Origin of the sequence: Paenibacillus pasadenensis (assembly GCF_023715725.1) — a bacterium.
Classification (GTDB): Bacteria; Bacillota; Bacilli; order Paenibacillales; family Paenibacillaceae; genus Paenibacillus_O; species Paenibacillus_O pasadenensis_A.
In genome coordinates, this window is the sequence record NZ_JAMBOT010000001.1 from 101,744 (window position 1) to 121,586 (window position 19,843).

Sequence of the window (19,843 nt, forward strand, 5' to 3'; positions counted from 1 at the left end):
GAACCGTCACAGGGCCGCTCTCTTGAAAAAGCTGCGCCTGTTATTCCATGATGTATGCCAGCAGCAAAGCAGCCGTTCCCAAAACGGCATCGGCATGCGTGCGCTCCATGCCATGCGAGGCATGTACGCCTGGACCGATCAGAGCGGCGCGAATGTTCGCTCCGCCCCGGAGAGCTGCACTGGCATCGGAGCCATAGAAGGGATAAATATCAACCGCATGCGGAATACCCTGACCTTCGGCAAGCTGGATCAGTCTCGATGTCATGCCGTAATCATACGGACCGGAGGAATCCTTGGCGCAAATGGAAACATCCTTCTCCGTCGCGCTCAGATCGTCTCCCAGCGCTCCCATATCAACGGCGATCATCTCGACGATATCTGCCGGAATCCAGGCACTGCCGTGGCCAACCTCCTCATACGTAGAGATGAGCAGCTTGACTGGGCGGCGCAGCTGAATCCTTTCCCGGCTGACAGCCTCCAAAATTGCAAAGAGAGCAGCTACGCTTGCTTTATCGTCAAGATGGCGGGACTTAATCCAGCCCTCCGGGAGCAGCTTTACACGCGGGTCCCAGGAGATGAAGTCTCCCGGGGCAATGCCAAGCGCAAGCGTCTCGGAGCGGCTTGCCGTATCGGCGTCAAGCCGGATCTCCATCGTGCTCTCATCCCTCTTCTGCGTGCGGGAGTCGGGATAAACATGGACGGAAGGCATCGTCGAAAGCACGGTGCCGGAATAGGTATTGCCGCTGCGCGTATGCACAAGACAATACTCTCCCTCAACCGTCGACATGTCATACCCGCCTATGGGAGTCATTCGCAGCTTGCCGTCGTTTTTAACGGCCCGCACCATGGCTCCGAGCGTATCAACATGAGCGGTAAGCAGCAGCGGCTCTCCTTCGGCCCCGCCGTCTAGCTCGATTAAGCCGTTGCCTTTAGGCGTGCGCTGCAGCTCAAAGCCAAGCCGTTTCGACTCCGCTTCAAGCAGGGTCATAATCTCCCCGCAAAAACCGCTTGGGCTCGGCGTTTCGAGCAGCCGCTCCAAAATATTCAGCATATATGAACGGTCAAGTTTGCCCTTCCAGACCGTATTCATTTTACTGCTCTCCGTTTCCCGTTACAATACCGCGAACGAGCAATGGCGCTTCCGCTTGCGGAGCAATTTCAATTGCAGCGTACAGTTTCTCCATGACGTCCGCTACATCTTCCGTGTTCGCGTGAATCGTTACGAGCGACTCGCCCTTTTTAACTGCGTCTCCGACCTTTTTGTTCAGCATCAGGCCGACCGACAGATCGATGACCGAATCTTTTGTTGCCCGTCCTGCGCCAAGCACCATAGCCGCCGTACCGATTGCGTCCGCCGTCATGCGGGACACGAATCCGTCCTCGCGGGCCGGAAGCTCAATCCGGTAAGGAGCTTGCGGCAGCAGGCTTGTATCGTCGGCAACAGCAGGATCGCCGCCCTGATTGCGGATGAATTCCTTAAATTTCTCCAGAGCTTTGCCGTTATCCAGCAGCTCCTTCAGCAGCTCCTCGGCTTCCTCGAGGGAATCCGCTTTGCCGCCCAGGTAAACCATTTGACGTCCAAGCGCGAGGCACAGTTCGCGCAGATCGTCCGGGCCACCGCCGCGCAGCGCTTCAATCGCTTCCTGAACCTCAAGCGAGTTGCCAATTGCCAAGCCAAGCGGCTGGCTCATGTCGGAAATGACCGCCATCGTGTTGCGGCCGACTTTATTGCCGATCGCTACCATAGCAGCTGCCAGCTTGCGCGCATCCTCTTCGTCCTTCATAAATGCCCCTGCGCCCGTTTTGACGTCGAGCACGATTGCATCGGCGCCGGAGGCGATTTTTTTGCTCATAATGGAGCTTGCGATCAGCGGAATCGAATCAACGGTCGCCGTCACATCGCGAAGCGCGTACAGCTTTTTGTCGGCTGGAGTCAGGTTGCCGGACTGGCCGATAACGGCAATAAGCGATTCGTTGACTCTGCTCGCGAACTCTTCGCGGGTCAGCTCAATATGGAAGCCCGGAATAGCCTCAAGCTTATCGAGCGTGCCGCCCGTATGGCCGAGTCCGCGACCCGACATTTTCGCTACCGGCACGCCTGCTGCGGCGACCAATGGAGCCAGCACAAGCGTAGTTGTATCGCCAACACCGCCGGTAGAATGTTTATCCACCTTGATCCCGTTAATATCCGACAGATCGATTGTTTCGCCAGACTCTACCATCGCCATCGTCAGATCGGCGCGTTCACGGTCGTTCATGTCCTGGAAAAAAATCGCCATCGCAAGCGCGCTCACTTGGTAGTCAGGAATTTTGTCATTTGTATATCCTTCAACGATAAAACGGATTTCCTCCGTCGTCAGCTCGTGCCCGTCTCTCTTTTTCTCAATCAGGTCTACCATTCTCATATGTTGTTCCTCCTCATAATATTTAATCACATTAAATTATCATGGCATTAATTAGACAAAATTCGCGCCACAGCAGGATTCCAGGCATTTAACGTCATTAATCGACAACCAATTCGATCCTTGGCGAATGCTGGCGACTCCCCATGATTAACGACGTTAATTTATTACAATACCGGGATGCCAATAGCCGTCTCCGGAGCAACAATCAGAGCAGTCGACTCTTGCCCAATTTCGAGCACCTCGTGATCCATCCGCCATGCACTGACGGACGTCCGGTCTTTCTTGTAATTGTATCGTTTTTACTCGGCTGACAGCTCTTTCAAAAAGCTCTTGCCATGCTCAGGCAGCTTTACGCCAAAGTTATCGGCTACGGTCGCGCCGACATCCGCAAACGTTAAGCGCAGCGGAAGCTCGCGGCCTTCCTTAAAGCGCGGCGAGTAAACGATAAGCGGCACGAATTCACGCGTATGATCCGTCCCGGAATAAGTCGGATCATTGCCGTGGTCGGCCGTTACAATAAGCAAATCGTCCTCTGTAAGCTTGTCCAAAACGGCTGGCAGCTGAGCGTCGTATTCCTCCAATGCCTGTCCGTATCCTTTCGGATCGCGGCGATGGCCGTAAAGGGCGTCAAAATCAACAAGGTTCAGGAAGCTGATGCCGGTGAATGATTCGCCGCAAACCTCCGTCAGCCTTTCCATGCCCTCGCTATTGGATGCGGTACGGATGCTGCGCGTGACTCCCTCGCCGTCGAAAATATCCGATATTTTGCCGATTGCGACAACATCGAGACCTGAATCCTTAAGCGTGTTCATTACCGTCGGCTGGAACGGCTTCAGCGCATAATCATGGCGTCCTGCCGTACGTTTAAATGAACCGGGCTGTCCGATGAACGGACGCGCGATGATGCGGCCCAGCATGTACGGGTCTTCCAGCGTAATCTCACGGCAGAATTCACAGATGGAATACAGCTCAGGCAGCGGCACCACTTCTTCATGCGCGGCAATCTGCAGAACCGAGTCAGCTGATGTGTAGACGATCAGCGCACCTGTCCGCACATGCTCTTCGCCTAGCTCATCGATAATTTCCGTTCCGCTGGCCGCTTTATTGCCGATTACTTTCCGCCCGGTATGCTGTTCGATCCGATCGATCAGCTCTTGCGGAAAGCCATTTTCAAATACGCGAAACGGCGTATCAATTCGAAGTCCCATCAATTCCCAGTGGCCGGTCATCGTATCTTTACCGCTGGATGCTTCCTGCATCCGGCCATAAAATCCGCGCGGCTGCGCAGCCGGCTGAATTCCTTCAAACGGCCGGATATTGGCAAGTCCGAGGCTGCCCATCACAGGCATATGTAAGCCTCCCGTCGACTCGGCGATATGACCGAGTGTATCGACGTCGTAATCGCCAAAAGAAGCCGCATCAGGAGCGGATCCGATGCCGACAGAATCCATAACGATCAGATGAATGCGCTTAAACATATCGATCAATTCCCTTCCTGTTTATCCATGCCTGTTATAATAGCGCAAACGCTCCCAATGGAGCAAACGAACGGGGCTCCGATAAGGCCGCTTCAAGCAATAATTCCCATATCCGGACAGCGCACCCGGAAGAGCTCCGGTCCGTTCAATGGCAATCAGCCGGCAAACCATGAGGTTTTACCGGCTGATATCGAGCTTACATTCAGCCCTTTAAAATGGAGAAAACGCGCCCTGTCAATCTTAGTACGTGGATTCAGCGCGGCCGCCTTCCATAATTTTAACTCCGGAGCTTGCTCCGATTCTTGTAGCGCCAGCGGCTACCATACTCTGCATATCTTCCAAACTGCGTACGCCTCCGGAAGCTTTAACGCCGATGTCTGGTCCAACTGTTTTGCGCATCAGCGAAATGTCCTCAGCTGTAGCTCCGCCAGTCGAAAATCCGGTCGACGTTTTCACAAAATCGGCTCCTGCTCTGACTGCACATTGGCAAGCGCGAACCTTTTCTTCCTCAGTCAGCAGACTGGTTTCGATAATTACTTTAACGATGGCTTTGCCGGAAGCCGCCTCCACAACTGCGCGAATGTCCGCTTCAACCTCGTCGTCGCGCCCGTCCTTCAGCGCTCCGATGTTAACGACCATATCTATTTCCGCAGCTCCGCCGGTAATGGCGTCGCTTGTCTCAAATGCTTTTGTGCGGCTAGTGGATGCTCCCAGGGGAAAACCGATAACCGTGCATACTTTAACTTCCGTACCGGCAAGTCCTTCTGCCGCAAAAGCTACCCAGGTCGGGTTTACACAAACAGATGCAAATCCGTATTTCTTCGCTTCTTCTACGAGCCGGGCGATCTCTGCCTGGGTCGCATCTGCGCGGAGCAAGGTATGATCGATCATTGCCGCCAATTGTGCCTGTTCCATTCCATAACCACCCCAATTTTATGAACTGACATTATCATAACATCGCTTTGAACAAATGTAAAACATAGATTAATCATTTGTTCACCCTGGTATTTCAACCTGCAATTTCCTTAGAATGCCAAAAAGAGTCTGCTCTTTATGCACAGACTCGCTGGTATTCAACTCTAATATTGAACATTACTTATCATGCCTAAAGTCAAATTTGCCGTTTGGTAATTTAATTTCCTGGCCGTTTATAACGATCGTGTTATTGTCGATCCAATAGAATCGAACCGATTCCTGCGGGGAGTCCCAATAAAAAACGCCCGGCTTCATGTCGAAGACAGGCGTGTGAACTCTTTTTCAAAAGCTTGTTAAACTTCCGAACCATCCTGCTGCTGCCGAATCAGCAGCACGGCTACATGCTTCCGGGCATCCGCGGTGCCGAGCCTAATCACCACCGGCTCATTCGCTTCGTTTTGCATGTTGTCAGCGAGCGGCTTGGAGAACACAACTTCAGCGCCGTCGAGATCTTCTTTGATCGCTACGATACGCCGCCCTTCCTCCAGCAAAAAATCCAGCTGCTCTTTTTCCGCCGCATACTCCTCGTAAGTGCTCATCCCCTTGGCCCTCCTGCAGAGGATGTGGAGGTTTTCGGAGCTAGTCCCCGTACCCCTTGCCCAAAGCGCTCCCGCTTCAAATATTGTCCGCTTCCCGGCTTGCCGACAAACTCGCGGTCCCGGATCACAAAGTCGCCTCTTACAAGTACGGACACGGGCTCTCCATGAACAGGCATGCCTTCAAAAGCGCTGTAGTCCACTCTCAAATGATGATCACGGACCGAGATTTTGCGGTTCACCAACGGATCGAATAGCACAAGATCGGCATCGCTGCCGATAGCAATCGTTCCTTTACGCGGATATAAGCCAAACAGCTTGGCGCTTGCAGTAGAAACAAGCTCAACAAACTGATGCAGATCGATTCTGCCTTTTGCCACACCTTCCGAGTAAATAATGCTGAAGCGGTCTTCAATTGTCGGCCCGCCATTCGGAATTTTGGAAAAATCGCCGAGGCCGAGCTCTTTCTGCCCTTCGAAGTTGAATGAGCATTGATCCGAGCCGATCGCTTGCAGCGTCCCCGATGAGAGCGCATCCCACAGCACCTTCTGATGCCAGGCCTCGCGCAGCGGCGGCGACCACACATATTTCGCGCCTTCAAATCCCGGCTTTTCCAACGCGCTTACATCGAGCGTCAAATACTGGGGACAAGTCTCGCCATATACGCGCAGCCCGCGTGCCCTTGCAGCGGCAATGCGCTCCACCGCCTCCGCGCAGGTCACATGCACAACGTAAAGCGGAGCATCCGCAAGACCGGCCAGCTCGGCTGCCCGTCCCGTTGCTTCGCCCTCCAGCTGCGGAGGTCTCGTCAACGCATGATAAATGGGCTCGGTCTGTCCGTTGTCCAGCGCTTCCCGGATTAAAAAGTCGATGACGTCGCCGTTTTCCGCATGCACCATAACGAGAGCGCCTTCCTCGCGCGCCAGCTGAAGCGTCCGAAAGAGCGTTCCATCGTCTGCCTGGAACACATTTTTGTATGCCATGAACACTTTAAGCGATGTAATGCCTTCCTGCTCGATCATTTGCGGCAGTTCTGCCAGCACTTCCTCGCCAGCCTCAGCGACCATCAGATGGAATCCGTAGTCAATGACCGCTTTGCCCTTTGCTTTTTCATGCCAAGTCTTAACGGCATTTGCGAGCGGTTTGCCGCGCTCCGTCAGGCAAAAATCAATCAGTGTAGTTGTTCCGCCAAACGCAGCCGCAATTGTACCGCTCTCAAAATCATCCGCCGTCACCGTGCCGCCAAACGGCATATCCAAATGGGTATGCGGATCAATGCCGCCAGGAAACACATATAGTCCGGCCGCATCTATCGTCTCCGCCCCGGCTGTGTCCAAATTGCTGCCGATAGCAGTTATAACACCGTTTTCGATACGGATATCGGCTGCGGATATCGAACCGGAAGTAACAACTGTGCCCCCTTGAATGACCTTGCTGTTGCTCATCCTTCCACCGCCTCCGTTTCCATGGAGTCCGTCCCCAGCTTTGCCAACGCCCTTTGCCGCTCATTCCATGTAAGTACAGGAGCGGCTGCCGGAAGCTCCACCATCTCAATCGCGCCGTCGACCGGACAAACGATCGAGCAGAGATTGCAGCCGACGCAATCATCCTCTCTAACGTGCAAATACGGCCGGCCGCTGCTGCCCGTAAGCATATCGATGCACTGATGCGACGTATCCTCACAGGCGATATGGCATTTATTGCAATTGATGCACACATCCTGATGAATCCGGGCCACGACCCGGTAATTCAGATCGAGATTGCCCCAGTCGGAATAACGCGGCACGCTTTGGCCAATCAGCTCCGACACGGAAGCCAAGCCCTTACGGTCCAGGTAGCGGTTAAGTCCGTCCACCATCTCCTCCACAATGCGGAAGCCATGGTGCATCGCCGCCGTGCACACCTGAACGCCTGCCGCTCCCATGAGCATAAACTCAACCGCATCCTGCCAGCTGGAGATGCCGCCGATACCCGAGATCGGTACCCCGACTTTGGGGTCTCGGGCGCATTCCGCGACCATGTTTAGCGCAATCGGCTTTACAGCCGGACCGCAATAACCGCCGTGCGCTCCCTTGCCGCCGACATGCGGAATCGTATTCCATGATTCCAGATCCACGCCAGCCAAGCTGTTGATTGTATTAATGAGACTGATCGCATCGGCGCCGCCCATGACGGCGTGGCGAGCCGTGACTGTAATATCTGTAATATTTGGCGTCAGCTTGACGATGACAGGCGTAGAGGCCGCTTCTTTTGCCCACATCGTCTGTTTCTCCACCAAATCAGGCTGCTGGCCGGAAGCGGCTCCCATGCCGCGTTCAGCCATCCCGTGCGGACAGCCGAAGTTGAGCTCAAGCCCGTCGACCCCGGCATCCTCGACCCGTTTGACGATTTCATGCCATTTTTCCCGTTTCGGTTCGACCATTAAGGAGGCGACAAGCGCATGTTTGGGAAATCGTTTTTTCGTTTCGCGGATTTCCTTGAGGTTTACCTCAAGAGGACGGTCGGAAATAAGCTCAATGTTATTAAATCCGGCAACACGTTTGCCTCCGAAGTGAACGGCCGCGAAGCGAGAAGACGTGTTAATAATAGGTTCGCCTAACGTTTTCCAGACCGCCCCGCCCCAGCCTGCCTCAAAGGCGCGCTGCACCTGGTAACCGGTGTTGGTCGGAGGCGCGGAAGCGAGCCAGAACGGATTAGGCGATGTAATTCCCGCTAGAGAAATGGACAAATCTGCCATTGAATCATGCCTCCAATCTATCGAATATTCGATATCAGGCTTATACATTCTCCGCTGCCCGCGTCGGAACCAGCTCTCTTTTATACGATTCAAACTCTTCTCCCAACAGCTTGCGGGCTATTGCAGCAGCCGCTCGTTTACCCTGCTCAGCCGCAGACACGACGGTAGCTTCCCCAGCTCCGGTGCCGTGCAGCACATCTCCTGCCGCATAAATACGCGGATTGGAAGTGAGGCCAGTCATCGGATCGACCTCTGGAATCCCGTTTTGATGACTGATGCCGAGCTGATCCGCCAACGGCGCAAGCCGCTGCTGTCCTGTTGCAAATACAACTGCATCCGCTTCATTAACAAACGTGGAGTCCGGCACGGGAGAGAACAGCCTCCGGCCATCCGGTCCTGTACGTCCATCCGCCTCCAATCGGATACATTCCAGCCCCGTCACCTTGCCTTGCTCGTCTCCGATGATCCGGACCGGCTGAGTCAGCCATTCGAATTCCACTCCGTCCTGCTTCGCAAATTCAAATTCAAACGGATAGGCTGTCATTTCTGCCCCAGTTCGCCGGTAAACGATTTTAACCTTGTCCGCTCCCAGCCTTACGCTGCACGTCGCCGCATCGATGGCCGTATTTCCCGCGCCGATTACAGCTACTTTGGCCCCTGTAAAAGATGACGGCATCCGTCCCGACTTCGTCGCTTCAACTAGCCGGATGGCATCATGCACTCCTTCCAGCTCTTCACCCTCCAAACCTAGCGGCGGCACATATCCCATGCCAGCGGCAAGCACAACTGCATCATGGCGCTCCAGCAGCTGTTTTGCGCTAAGCGAACTTCCGATTCGCACGCCTGTATGGAACCGCACGCCAAGCGCTTCAACCTGCTGCACCTCCCATGCCGGCACATGGGTCGGCAGGCGGAAGCTGACGATACCGGTGCTGTCCAGGCCGCCCGCGACGGACTTCGCTTCGTACACATCTACCTGGAATCCGAAACGGGCAAGCTCCCTCGCTGCGGATAAACCGGCCGGGCCGCTGCCGATAACTCCCGCGCTGATGCCGGCTGGGGCGCCTGGAGCAAACAGCTGCAGCCCTTCCGTTGCCGCAAAATCGGTTGCATACCGCTGCAGCCGCCCAATCGCGATCGGCTCCGCCGTACCGTTCAGCACGCAAGCTCCCTCGCAAAGCAGCTCGGTCGGGCATACCCGGGCGCAGCTTGCTCCGACGGGATTGGCGTCCATAATGGCATAGGCCGCCCCCTCTGTATTGCCGGTGGCAATTCGTTTGATGAAAGACGGGATATTGATGCTGGTCGGGCACGCTTTTATACAAGGAGCATCGTAACAATAAAGGCAGCGATTCGACTCCTCGCCTGCGGCCGAGCGCGAAAGCGGCGGAACCATTTCCCTGAACGCCGACGGTACGGACGGATCTTCGCTTATGCGATGGTGGATTGCCATTAGCCCCCGCTCCTTTCTCCCTTGTTCGCCAGGGCCAGCGATTTCATCGTGCGGTACAGCAGCTCCACGCCATCGCCAATATCATCCTCTAAAGAAAACTCCATCGGGTTGTGGCTGATTCCGTCTTTTGAGCGGACAAAGATCATGGCATAGGGACACACATACGAAAGCGCCAGCGCGTCATGGAACGGACCGCTCATCAGCTCCGGCAGCTTCAAGCCCATGCTCAGCGCCTCGCCGCGAATCGCATTCATTAAGCTCTCATCACAGAACCTTGGCGGGCTATTCGTATCCTCGCGGATAAAGTAGCTCAGCTTATTGTCTGCGGCGGCATCGTCAACTAGCTTGCGAAGCCCCTCCTCCAACCGGTCGCGGCGTTCCATATCCAGGTCGCGCAGATCGACCGTAAACTGCACCCGCTCCGGGATAATGTTGCGTGAGCCGGGAAACAGCTGCAGCGTGCCGACAGTACCAACAACAGGGGTGCCTGCTTCGGCCCGGACCATCGCTTGAAAACCGGTTATGACCTGGGCCGCCCCTGCCAGCGCATCCCGCCGCATCGCCATTGGGACTGAACCGGCATGCCCGGCAAAGCCGTACAAGTCTACCGTTAACCAGAGCGGTCCGCTGATGCCTGTCACCAACCCGCATGAAGCCCCTAGCGACTCTAACACGGGGCCCTGCTCGATATGCAGCTCCAAATAACAATCTATTGCGCCCTTTGCATATTCGGCTTCCTGCAGGCGATTCGGGTCGCCGCCAAAGCCGGCCAATGCCTCCCGCCTCGTGATGCCGTCCGCATCCGTGCGATCCAGCTCGCCCTGTTCGAGCCGCCCTGTCATCGCCCGTGAGCCAAACAGCCCTTTGTTGAAGCGGCAGCCTTCCTCATCGGTAAATGCGACTACCTCAATCGGCTGCAGCGGCCGAAACCCCCGGTCTGTAAAAGCCTGCACCGCTTCGATGGCCCCCAGCACGCCAATAATACCGTCAAATCGCCCAGCGTACGGCTGGGTATCCAAATGCGAGCCAAGCATTAACACTGGAGCATCCGGCGCAGCCGCGCTATTAAGCCGGCCAATCAAATTGCCAGCCTCGTCCAAACGAACGCTCATGCCCGCTTCCTTCATCCATTCTCCTGCTAGCTCAACCGCTTGCCGGTCAAGCGGCGTCATCGCCTGCCGGTTAACGCCCGTATCGCTAATTTTGCCGATTTCGGCCAGCCGCTCAATCCTTTTCATCACTCGATCCATGTTAATGGCCCTGTCAGACGCAGACATGAAATTCCCTCCTAAGCATGAAGATTTCATTGAGCGTCAGCTTATGTGTTCATTGGTGTGCAGTCAGCTCAAAATTGCTGGAATTTTATGAATTTTTGTTTGAACGACCTCTATTTTGATGTAAGATTAAGTCACTTCAATGGCTAGATAAGCCTTCAACTAGAGCCCGTTCAGAAAACGTGATTTAACGCCGAATGGAGGCTTCACCTATGAACGATAACTGGAATCCGGTCGATCAAGCCTTGCCGCGAAGCCTTACCGTACGCGAAACGCTGATGAGCGATCTTTTTGCCGGAGCAAGAGTGGAAGCCGGCCATGCCGGGCTGGACCGGGAAATTCGCTGGGTGCATGTGTTAGAAGTAACAGGTGTAACAGAGCTGCTGCACGGTGGAGAGATGGTGCTTACAACAGGTGTCGGGATTGGCGCCTGCCTGGAAAAACAAGAGCTCTTCATAACTAGCCTGCTTCAAGGAGAAGCCGCTTGCCTATGCCTGGAGCTAGGCCCGGGATTGTCCGTTTTGCCGCCTAAATGGAAGAAACAGGCGGATCGGCACGCTATGCCGCTGATTGTATTCCCGCATACCGTGCGTTATGTGGACATAACGCATGAATTGCATTCTATTATATTGAATCGCCGCCGGGCCTATCAGGAAGCGCTAGCGCTGGAGTCGGCTCAACGAAACGCCGATTCGCGCATGCTGCGCCTGCTGCTCGACAATAGCTGGGGTGCTCCCGGGGCCGATTCCGCGCAAGACGCTCTGCTAAAGGATGCGGCGGATTCTATGATTGGCGCTCTGGATGGGATGAACTGCAAAATCGTCGCCGCCGAATGGCTTGCCGGCTCGGGTAACCGCAGCGCTCAAGCCGCTGCGGAGCTGGCTGCGGATGAGCTGCGGCGAAAGATGCGGTCCGCTGGCTGTTTATGCATAGCCGATGCCGAAGGCGGACGGATGACTGCGCTTATTGCACAGCCGGAGCGGGCTGCGGCTGTGCGGCTGCGGCTGGAAGAGCTGGCGGTTGACGTGTTAGCCGCTTCCGTCCCTGGATTTTGCTGCGGCGCCAGCTCCCGCTTCAGCAGCCGCAGCCGAGCCGGCGAAGCGAAACGCCAGGCGCTGGAAGCGCTCAAGCTGAACCGATCCATGCTGACTGCGAGGGTAAGAAGCATGGGAACAGCCGAATCCCGCCAAATTCTTAGCTATGATGAGCTAGGCGTGCTGCAGCTGCTGCCATCGTTATTGGAAAGCGGAAGACTTGAACCCTATGTGCAGGATCATCTGGGACCTTTAATCCAGGCCGACCGGTTAAGAGGCGGCGATCTGCTGATGACGCTGAAGGTGTTTTTAGATTGCGACGGCTCCAAACAGGAAGCGGCGCGCAGGCTGTTCATCGTCCGGCAGTCGCTCTATTACCGGCTTGAGCGAATCCAAGAGCTGATTGGCCCCGTATGGGCCGATTGCGAAAAAAGACTGGCCGTTCAAATCGCGCTGCGCGCCTACATGCTCCTTGAACCTGGTGCGCTTCCGGCAGTGCCGATTCCCCGTTCAGGCAGCTCCAATGCGAAAGCTGGCGCTGCCCAGAGATGAACTTTGCTGCTTCTAATCCGCCAGTTCACGCAGCGAACGAACCAGCGTTGATGTCAAAAACGCCATATCCTCATCCGTCGACGAGAGCGGCGGCGCCAACGTCAGGACATTGCCCAGTCCGGCAACGGTGTCGCCGTTTTTCCCTATAATCAGGCCTGCTGCGCGGCAGCGGTCGATGACCGATTGAACAACCGCCGCTCCTGCCGGTTCGCGGCTCGCCCGGTCTTTAACCAGCTCTATGCCAATCAGCAGTCCAAAACCTCTGATATCTCCGACATCGGGATGATCCGCTAACTCATGCTGCAGCTCCTCAAGCAATTTTTTCCCCAGCTGCTCTGCCCGCTGCGGGAGCTGCTCCCGTTCCAGCAGCTCCAGGTTGGCCAGCGCCAGCGCGCAGGCTGCCGGATTGCCTCCGAACGTGTTGACATGACGCAGATGGTCGTACTGGCCGTTTTTTTGAAAGGCTTCATATAGTTCACGTTTAACGGCGGTTGCGGCGAGCGGCAAATAACCGCTCGTCATTCCTTTGGCCATCGTGACAATATCCGGCTGCACGCCGTAATTATGATGGCCGAACTTGCGGCCTGACCGGCCAAATCCGCAAATAACCTCGTCGATAATAAGCAGCACGCCACGTTCAGAGCAAATTCGCCGCACTTCATGAACATAGACGGGATCAGGCACGATTATGCCGCCTCCGGTAATTGCCGGCTCCATAATAACGCCAGCTACCGTATCCTCTCCCTCCCAAACGATGACTTCTTCGATCTCGCGCGCGCAAAAAAGCTGATACGCCTCTGCCGTCATTCCATCCGGCCTGCGGTAGCTGTCCGGCGGCCGGACATGCAGAAAGCCTGCTGCCAATGGCTCATAACCGTGCTTTCTTACCGCTTGGCCCGTCGCTGCCAGCGCCCCCATTGAATTGCCGTGATAGCCTCGATAACGCGCAATAAACTTCGTCCGCAAAGGGCGGCCGATCTGCTGCTGATATTGCCTGGCGATTTTGAACGCGGTCTCATTAGCCTCGGAGCCGCTGTTGGAGAAAAAGATAACATAGTCGCCCTCCAGCCAATGCCCCAGCTTTTCCGCCAGCTCAATGGCCGGCATATGGGACTGGGTGAGCGGATAATACGGCATCCGTTCCAGTTGGCGCGCAGCTGCAGCGGCAAGTTCTTTGCGGCCATAGCCGGCGTTAACGCACCATAAACCTGACATACCGTCCATATATCGATTGCCTTCATGATCGATTACCCAAGAGCCCTCGGCCTCTAAGATGACAAGCGGTCGGTCATTTTCCTTGTACGGACGCATGTTATGCCACAAATGCCGCCTGTCCATTTCGAGCGGATCTCCAGATAGGGCTGCAGATGCTGCCGCTGCCGCCGTCCCCGCCTGCGTTTCCCCTGACTCATCCTCCGGAAGCGTTGGCTTTGCAGCCGCCTCTGCATTTTGCCCGGTATGCTGCTGACCCATCTGACCCATCAAGCCATCGCTCCTTTCGCCGCCGCCATTCAATCTGCGGCGCAGACTAGCTTTAATAACGGGCAGTTACCATCTTTTTGCGCGTGTAAAATTCAACCCCATCCTTTCCATTCGCATGCAAGTCTCCATAAAATGAATTCTTGTACCCGCTGAACGGAAAAAACGCCATCGGCGCCGGTACTCCGATGTTGACGCCCAACATGCCAGCGTCCATCTCCTCCCGAAAGACACGCACCGCTTTGGCGCTGTCCGTGTACAGGCAGGCTCCGTTTGCAAACGGAGAGCGGTTCGCCATCGCAATGCCTTCATCCAGGTTCTCGATCGACGCTACGCAGAGGACTGGAGCGAACAGCTCCTGCTGCCAAACACTCATCTCCTCCGTGACACCGGTCAAAATCGTTGGCCCAAGAAAGGATTCGCATCCGGCAGGCGCCTGGTCAAGGCGGCCGTCGCGAAGCAGCTCCGCTCCGTCGGACAAAGCATTTTCGACGAGAGTTAACGCGCGGTCGCGGCTTTCACAGCGGATCATCGGCGTCGCCATACCCGCCGAACCTGCCCCGCCGTCAGGCCGCATCGAGTCGGCAAGTTTGAGCAGCAGGCGCAGAAACGGCTCCAGCACCTCAAGCTGCACGCTGACGACGGAGCAGGCCATGCAGCGCTGTCCTGCCGAGCCAAAAGCAGCAGCGGCAACCTGGCGGGCCGCCGCCGGAAGATCGGCATCGGCCAGCACGATGCTGTGATTTTTGGCTCCCGCGAGCGCCTGCACCCGTTTGCCTGCCGCCGTTCCCCGCCGATACACAGCCTCTGCCGCAGGCTGCGAGCCGACAAAACTAACCGCTGCCAGATCAGGATGTTCCAGCAGCGCATTCACCGCATCGCGCGAGCCATGCACAAGGTTAAGCACTCCGTCCGGGAAACCTGCCTCCTGAAACAGCTCCGCCAATCGGCAAGCCAGCAAAGGTGTGCGTTCGGAAGGCTTGAGGATAAAGGTATTGCCGCATGCCACCGCGAGCGGGAACATCCAGCATGGCACCATCATCGGGAAGTTGAACGGGGCTATACCGCATACTACGCCAAGCGGATAGCGGTACATGCCGGATTCCAGTCCCGATGCGATATCCGGAAGCTGGCTGCCCATCATGTGCGATGGCGCTCCGGCCGCAAACTCCACACATTCTACTCCCCGCTGCACCTCGCCAAGCGCTTCTTCCATGCTCTTGCCGTTTTCGGCGGCGAGCAGCTCCGCCAGTTCTGCGCGCCGCTCCAGCAGCAGCGTCTGATAACGGAACAGCAGCCTTGCTCTTGCCGGAACAGGAACTTTACGCCATGTTTTAAAAGCCTCCCGCGCTGACGCAACGGCCAAATCAACCTCCGTTTTGCCGGAGTAGGGCACCTCTGCAAGCGTCTCGCCAGTAGCCGGATTGAGCACCGGCTCATAACTCGTGCCTGCTTCAGCCTTCTTCCAGACGCCTCCTATCCAATTGTCCAGCTTGCGCGGCGCCGCTATTTTCTCTGTTTTGCGAGCTGCTTCCGCCATAGCCCCATCCCCTTTCGGCCAGCATAACTGCTTATCTAAACCGTGTTTCTTGAATCCTGTACATGCCTTTGATTACATCGTATGCGTAAAAAATCCCGGGTTTGTCTGACTGTAGCCAGCTTGTATGATTTTATTTTCATAAATACTGCAAATGAGACGCGAGCAAACCTTTCATCTTCCTCCCATCTGCATTCAGCGCTCTGGCTGTTTTATCCATCGTAATTGGGCAAACGACTCTTTTCATTAGACAGTTCGGCTGAAAAGAACTAGACACATTGTCTAAAAGGTTTTCAGCAAAACGCATAATGTTCGTGTTTTTGCATTCTCTTCTTCGCTCAAGATAGAAAAGCTGACAGAAAACGCATTCAAAACGCGACTAGATGAAATGATCCGCAGTTTCCTGTATAATGGAAAGGAACATTTGTTCTCCATCCATCACTTCAATTCTCATCCATATAAAAGGAGTTTTTCAATGGCGATTCGCACGGTCAATTTGACAAATGAAGAAGCCCGCCGTTTTCTGCTGGATCATCATGGTTTAGGGCCTGTCCCGGCATATCGGGGAAAACAAGGCATTATGGATTACATAACCAGGGCTGGCTGTATTCAATTTGATCCTTTGGACGCTGCCGGACGCAATGCCGAGCTTGTGCTGCAGGCGCGGCTGCCCGACTTCCGCCCGTCCATGCTGGACGAGCTTCTATATAAGGACCGGCTGCTGCTGGACGGATTGGATAAAGTCATGAGCATCTATCCCGCCGCCGATTGGCCGCATTTCCGCCGAACCCGTGCCGAAGCGAAGCAACAATTCGGCAGCAAGCCGGAAATCGCCGCTTTTGTGCCCACGGTTAGGCAAGCGCTGCTGGAGCGCGGACCGCTGCTCTCCCGCGAGCTGGAAAGCGGAGTTAAGCTCGACTGGGCCTGGGCGCCGGCAAGGCTGTCCAAGGCAACGATGGAAAGCATGTATTTGTGGGGAGAGCTTGTTATTGCCCGCAAACAGCGCAATCAGCGGGTGTACGATTTGGCCGAGCATCTTCTTCTACAAGAGCTGCTTGATACTCCCGACCCGCATCCCGATGACCGCGATTATGCCCGTTGGCGGGTTATGCGGCGGGTAGGAGGCGTAGGTCTGCTGCATCCCCGCGCTTCGGACGCTTGGGTCGGAACCCGCTTTATGAAAACTGCTGACCGCACGAGCGTTTTTAGAGACCTTTCAGATGAAGGTCATCTTACCCAGGTTGATGCTCCAGGGCTTAGCGCGCCTCATTACGCTCGAACGGAAGATCTGGACCGCTGGCTGGGCAAGTATTCCAAGGAGCAATGGGAAGCCGCTCCTCCGCGCTCGATGTTTTTGGCTCCGCTGGACAATTTTCTCTGGGATCGCCGGCTGATTCGCGAGCTGTTTGAATTCACCTACATTTGGGAAGTTTACAAGCCGGCAGATGCCAGACAGTACGGCTACTATGTTCTGCCCGTTCTTTGGGGAGACAGGCTGATCGCGCGGATGGAGCCGGGCCGGGAGAAGGGTTCCGCCGGAGCTCGCACGGTTGAGGGCTGGTGGCCGGAACCCGATCTCAAGTGGACGCCGTCCATGGAGGAAAGCGTACGCCTGGCTTTCCAACAATTCCGCGCCTATCTGGGCTGCGAGCGGATCAAGCCCACGGCCGCGGCGCTTAACGCAGAACCGCGGCTCGAACATTGGCTTTCCGGGGAATGAAACGGCTTGGCTCCAGCTTTACTCTTGCCTATCTGCCCGATTCAGATTTTTAATGAAAAGAGGGTTGTCATTCATGTACCAGCTTGAACGATTATCGATTACCGATCCCATTGTGTCGCAGGAGCTTCGGGATTTACAAACAGTTGCCTATAAGGTGGAAGCCTACCTGATCGGGTTCCACGGCATCCCCCATATCGGACAATCCCATGAAGCGCTGCTTGCATCCCCAGCCGATTTTTACGGCTGCCGTCTGCAGGGCAGGCTTGCCGGTGCGATTGCTCTGGAGCAAGAGTCGCCAGGCGAAATTACGATTGACCGGCTTGTCGTGCATCCCGATTTTTTCCGCAAAGGAATCGGACGGTTTATGCTGCTTAAAGCGCTGGAAATGAATCCTAATGCCGACCATCTCGTCTCTACGGGAACATTGAATGCACCCGCAATTCAGCTGTACACTGCGGCTGGATTTACCGAAACGAGCCGATTGGAGGTTGCTCCAGGCGTGGAGCTGACCTTTTTCAAACGTCCGGCTGACCTGCCTCCCCCAAACGGGCAGTAGACGAATACGACGCGTTAATCCATCATTATTGAATGCGCGCTCATGATCCGCCCAATGCCAAAAGGGGCTGCCGCATCGCTGCGGTAGCCCCTTTCTGTTATTCAAAGCAGAGATTCTGCCCCATCAATATAAATATCTGTGCCTGTTACATGAGACGCCAAGTCCGAAGCCAAATAGGTCACCAGATCGGCCACCTGCGAAGCCTTGCCGGATTTGCCGCGCAGCGGATGCGCTCCCTCGGGGTATTCCACCGGAATTGCCGCTTCCTCCGCTTCCTTCGTGCGAATCGTATTGGCATCGATATTGGTCTCGATAGCTCCCGGACAGACGGCGTTCACACGGATTTTATACTGGGCAAGCTCCAGCGCCGCCATCTTCATAAACGCCACTTGTCCTGCCTTGGAGGCGCTGTAGGCGCTGGCTCCCGAATTGCTGAACTTGCGGTTGCCGTTGATGGAGCTCGTTATAATAATGCTTCCGCCGCTGCGCTTTAAGTATGGAATCGCATATTTGACGGTCAGGAAGGTGCCGCGCAAATTGATGCCCAGCGTCTGGTCCCAGTCGTCAACATCAAGATCCTCAATCGTCGTCCATACGCCGTTAATGCCGGCATTGGCAAATACGATATCAACCCGCCCGAATCGCTCCGCGATCGTCCGAATGCCCGCTTCCACCGCTTTGGCGTCGCTGACATCCGTTTCCGTGACGACAGCTTCTCCGCCTGCGCTCTCGATTTCGGCCTTGACCTTCTCAGCGTCATCTAGTGTACGGTCTAAAAAACCGATCTTCGCTCCATGCCGCGCCATATCAAGTGCAGCCGCTTTTCCGATCCCGGAGCCGCCGCCGCTTATAATCGCTACTTTTCCTTCCAACAGCCTCGTTCCATTCATATCCGATCATCCCTTCATCAAGTAATCCCGGACAGGAGCAGCCTAGCCCGCTTAAAGGATACTTAATCGCAGACAATCATTCTGAATCGGAAGATTTAGTCGCAAATCGTTATTTACGATTTAGCCTATCAAAAACGGCTGCACGCACACAGGCTGAGACACCGACGTATGACGTCCGGTAAAAGTCAGCTTGCCGTTTTCCCCATCCACCCGGAATACGGCGATGTTGTTCGTGTCTTTGCTGGCAGCGAGCAAATATTGACCTCCCGGCAGCAGCGCAAAATGACGGGGATGTTTCCCCTCCACCGGAATATGCTGAATGACGTTCAGCTTTCGTCCATCCTCTTCGACAGCAAACACAACTAAGCTGTCATGCCCGCGGTTGGAGCCATATACAAAACGCCCGTCCTCGGATACGGCAATCTCAGCGCAAGTATTCTCGCCTTCAAAACCTGCCGGAAGCGTTGGCCAATGTTGGAGCTCTGTCAATGCGCCCGCTGCCGGATCATACTCCAACACACTCACCGAGGAATCAACTTCATTGATGACGTAAGCATACTTTCCGTTGGGATGAAACGCCAGATGGCGCGGGCCGGCGCCGGGATGAACGGCATTGTCGGCTACGGGAACCATGCGGTCGTTCTCCAGCTTGTAGGTGCGGATGAGATCAAGGCCTAAATCCTGCACAAATACGTACTTTCCGTCCGGGCTGAACTTAGCCGAATGAGGATGCGGGCGGTCCTGACGCTCCGGATTGACGCTATGGCCCTCATGCTGAGGCTGATCCAGGCGACGGCCGATGCTTCCGTCCGCATGCAGCTCCATCAGACCGGCCATGCCTCCATGGTAGCTGACCACGATTAGGCGGGTCCCGTCCGGACTGCGCTCAATATGGCAGGTCGGGCCGTCGGTCGTCGGAGCTTCGCCTATCCGCTCCAGCGTGCCCGTCTCAGGCTGAAACCGGTACGAAACAGCAACGCCGTTTTTTCCGCCGGACTCGTTTTTCCCTTCGGAAATGGCATATACTTTGCCGCCAGCGGCGTCTACATTCAGAAACGTCGGATTTTTAAGACCATCCGCCTGTGCAAGCAGCTCAAGCTCAAGCGCCTCTTCCTTCCAACGGTACAAATACAGCCCCGGTCCGTCCGGCTCAGCGTAAGATCCTGCAAATACATAAGTTGTCGGCGTTGTCATTGTTGTTAACCTCCTAAGTATAG

At 55.5% G+C, this 19,843-nt stretch carries 17 protein-coding genes; 3 read left to right on the top strand and 14 right to left on the bottom strand.

Features of this window, described 5'->3' with window-relative positions; all coding sequences use genetic code 11:
• Nucleotides 1-40: 40 nt before the first annotated feature.
• The 10 genes from M3223_RS00475 to M3223_RS00515 all read right to left on the bottom strand — a co-directional run bounded on the left by M3223_RS00475 (nucleotide 41) and on the right by M3223_RS00515 (nucleotide 10,861).
• The gene (locus M3223_RS00475) at nucleotides 41-1,090 is read right to left on the bottom strand and encodes a M42 family metallopeptidase (protein ID WP_251557882.1); all 1,050 of its coding nucleotides are present in this window, start codon (nucleotides 1,088-1,090) and stop codon (nucleotides 41-43) included.
• A 1-nt stretch (nucleotide 1,091) separates the two neighbouring features.
• Nucleotides 1,092-2,405, bottom strand: a complete 1,314-nt coding sequence (locus tag M3223_RS00480) for a pyrimidine-nucleoside phosphorylase (RefSeq protein WP_251557885.1) — start codon at nucleotides 2,403-2,405, stop codon at nucleotides 1,092-1,094.
• A 299-nt stretch (nucleotides 2,406-2,704) separates the two neighbouring features.
• Nucleotides 2,705-3,889, bottom strand: coding sequence for a phosphopentomutase (gene deoB, locus M3223_RS00485; RefSeq protein ID WP_435367989.1), 1,185 nt, complete (start codon nucleotides 3,887-3,889; stop codon nucleotides 2,705-2,707).
• Nucleotides 3,890-4,123: 234 nt separating this feature from the next.
• Entirely contained in the window at nucleotides 4,124-4,798 is a 675-nt protein-coding gene (gene deoC, locus M3223_RS00490; RefSeq protein WP_251557889.1) for a deoxyribose-phosphate aldolase, read from the bottom strand.
• A gap of 177 nt (nucleotides 4,799-4,975) precedes the next feature.
• Nucleotides 4,976-5,113, bottom strand: a complete 138-nt coding sequence (locus tag M3223_RS24410) for a DUF5412 family protein (RefSeq protein ID WP_353057656.1) — start codon at nucleotides 5,111-5,113, stop codon at nucleotides 4,976-4,978.
• A gap of 38 nt (nucleotides 5,114-5,151) precedes the next feature.
• Nucleotides 5,152-5,397: a hypothetical protein gene (locus M3223_RS00495; protein ID WP_251557891.1), complete on the bottom strand. Its 246-nt coding sequence runs from the start codon at nucleotides 5,395-5,397 to the stop codon at nucleotides 5,152-5,154.
• Nucleotides 5,394-6,839 (bottom strand): dihydropyrimidinase, encoded by a 1,446-nt coding sequence (gene hydA / locus M3223_RS00500; RefSeq protein WP_251557894.1) that lies wholly within the window; start codon nucleotides 6,837-6,839, stop codon nucleotides 5,394-5,396. Before hydA ends, M3223_RS00495 begins: the two co-directional genes overlap by 4 nt.
• The gene (gene preA, locus M3223_RS00505) at nucleotides 6,836-8,131 is read right to left on the bottom strand and encodes an NAD-dependent dihydropyrimidine dehydrogenase subunit PreA (RefSeq protein ID WP_251557896.1); all 1,296 of its coding nucleotides are present in this window, start codon (nucleotides 8,129-8,131) and stop codon (nucleotides 6,836-6,838) included. Before preA ends, hydA begins: the two co-directional genes overlap by 4 nt.
• Before the next feature lie 40 nt (nucleotides 8,132-8,171).
• Nucleotides 8,172-9,584 (bottom strand): NAD(P)-dependent oxidoreductase, encoded by a 1,413-nt coding sequence (locus M3223_RS00510; protein ID WP_251557898.1) that lies wholly within the window; start codon nucleotides 9,582-9,584, stop codon nucleotides 8,172-8,174.
• Nucleotides 9,584-10,861, bottom strand: a complete 1,278-nt coding sequence (locus tag M3223_RS00515; protein WP_251557900.1) for a M20 family metallo-hydrolase — start codon at nucleotides 10,859-10,861, stop codon at nucleotides 9,584-9,586. Before M3223_RS00515 ends, M3223_RS00510 begins: the two co-directional genes overlap by 1 nt.
• A 209-nt stretch (nucleotides 10,862-11,070) precedes the next feature.
• Between M3223_RS00515 and M3223_RS00520 the strand changes: the two genes are divergently transcribed.
• The gene (locus M3223_RS00520; RefSeq protein WP_251557902.1) at nucleotides 11,071-12,444 is read left to right on the top strand and encodes a PucR family transcriptional regulator; all 1,374 of its coding nucleotides are present in this window, start codon (nucleotides 11,071-11,073) and stop codon (nucleotides 12,442-12,444) included.
• Between the two features lie 12 nt (nucleotides 12,445-12,456).
• On the opposite strand, the gene M3223_RS00525 is transcribed toward M3223_RS00520, so the two are convergent.
• The gene (locus M3223_RS00525) at nucleotides 12,457-13,782 is read right to left on the bottom strand and encodes an aminotransferase (RefSeq protein ID WP_251559754.1); all 1,326 of its coding nucleotides are present in this window, start codon (nucleotides 13,780-13,782) and stop codon (nucleotides 12,457-12,459) included.
• Nucleotides 13,783-13,978: 196 nt separating this feature from the next.
• Complete coding sequence (gene mmsA, locus M3223_RS00530; protein ID WP_285891081.1) at nucleotides 13,979-15,463, bottom strand: CoA-acylating methylmalonate-semialdehyde dehydrogenase; 1,485 nt, start codon at nucleotides 15,461-15,463, stop codon at nucleotides 13,979-13,981.
• A gap of 472 nt (nucleotides 15,464-15,935) precedes the next feature.
• Between mmsA and M3223_RS00535 the strand changes: the two genes are divergently transcribed.
• Nucleotides 15,936-17,180, top strand: coding sequence for a DNA glycosylase AlkZ-like family protein (locus M3223_RS00535; protein WP_251557904.1), 1,245 nt, complete (start codon nucleotides 15,936-15,938; stop codon nucleotides 17,178-17,180).
• Nucleotides 17,181-17,253: 73 nt separating this feature from the next.
• On the top strand, nucleotides 17,254-17,736 hold the full coding sequence (locus M3223_RS00540) for a GNAT family N-acetyltransferase (RefSeq protein WP_251557905.1): 483 nt from the start codon (nucleotides 17,254-17,256) through the stop codon (nucleotides 17,734-17,736).
• 101 nt (nucleotides 17,737-17,837) lie between these two features.
• Here M3223_RS00540 and M3223_RS00545 read toward each other — a convergent pair whose 3' ends face one another.
• Nucleotides 17,838-18,626 (bottom strand): SDR family oxidoreductase, encoded by a 789-nt coding sequence (locus M3223_RS00545; protein ID WP_251557906.1) that lies wholly within the window; start codon nucleotides 18,624-18,626, stop codon nucleotides 17,838-17,840.
• Nucleotides 18,627-18,746: 120 nt separating this feature from the next.
• A complete protein-coding gene (locus M3223_RS00550; RefSeq protein WP_251557907.1) occupies nucleotides 18,747-19,820 on the bottom strand; it encodes a lactonase family protein in 1,074 nt (357 codons plus the stop codon).
• Between the last annotated feature and the right edge of the window lie 23 nt (nucleotides 19,821-19,843).

Bases quoted from the DNA above. Each gene is read 5' to 3' on its own strand.
- M3223_RS00510 (WP_251557898.1), bottom strand. From the start codon at position 9,584: ATGGCAATCCACCATCGCATAAGCGAAGATCCGTCCGTACCGTCGGCG.
- M3223_RS00545 (WP_251557906.1), bottom strand. From the start codon at position 18,626: ATGAATGGAACGAGGCTGTTGGAAGGAAAAGTAGCGATTATAAGCGGC.
- M3223_RS00535 (WP_251557904.1), top strand. From the start codon at position 15,936: ATGGCGATTCGCACGGTCAATTTGACAAATGAAGAAGCCCGCCGTTTT.
- M3223_RS00550 (WP_251557907.1), bottom strand. From the start codon at position 19,820: ATGACAACGCCGACAACTTATGTATTTGCAGGATCTTACGCTGAGCCG.
- M3223_RS00520 (WP_251557902.1), top strand. From the start codon at position 11,071: ATGAACGATAACTGGAATCCGGTCGATCAAGCCTTGCCGCGAAGCCTT.
- M3223_RS00475 (WP_251557882.1), bottom strand. From the start codon at position 1,090: ATGAATACGGTCTGGAAGGGCAAACTTGACCGTTCATATATGCTGAAT.
- deoC (WP_251557889.1), bottom strand. From the start codon at position 4,798: ATGGAACAGGCACAATTGGCGGCAATGATCGATCATACCTTGCTCCGC.
- M3223_RS24410 (WP_353057656.1), bottom strand. From the start codon at position 5,113: ATGAAGCCGGGCGTTTTTTATTGGGACTCCCCGCAGGAATCGGTTCGA.
- M3223_RS00525 (WP_251559754.1), bottom strand. From the start codon at position 13,782: ATGGACAGGCGGCATTTGTGGCATAACATGCGTCCGTACAAGGAAAAT.
- M3223_RS00480 (WP_251557885.1), bottom strand. From the start codon at position 2,405: ATGAGAATGGTAGACCTGATTGAGAAAAAGAGAGACGGGCACGAGCTG.
- M3223_RS00540 (WP_251557905.1), top strand. From the start codon at position 17,254: ATGTACCAGCTTGAACGATTATCGATTACCGATCCCATTGTGTCGCAG.
- mmsA (WP_285891081.1), bottom strand. From the start codon at position 15,463: ATGGCGGAAGCAGCTCGCAAAACAGAGAAAATAGCGGCGCCGCGCAAG.
- preA (WP_251557896.1), bottom strand. From the start codon at position 8,131: ATGGCAGATTTGTCCATTTCTCTAGCGGGAATTACATCGCCTAATCCG.
- M3223_RS00515 (WP_251557900.1), bottom strand. From the start codon at position 10,861: ATGTCTGCGTCTGACAGGGCCATTAACATGGATCGAGTGATGAAAAGG.
- hydA (WP_251557894.1), bottom strand. From the start codon at position 6,839: ATGAGCAACAGCAAGGTCATTCAAGGGGGCACAGTTGTTACTTCCGGT.
- M3223_RS00495 (WP_251557891.1), bottom strand. From the start codon at position 5,397: ATGAGCACTTACGAGGAGTATGCGGCGGAAAAAGAGCAGCTGGATTTT.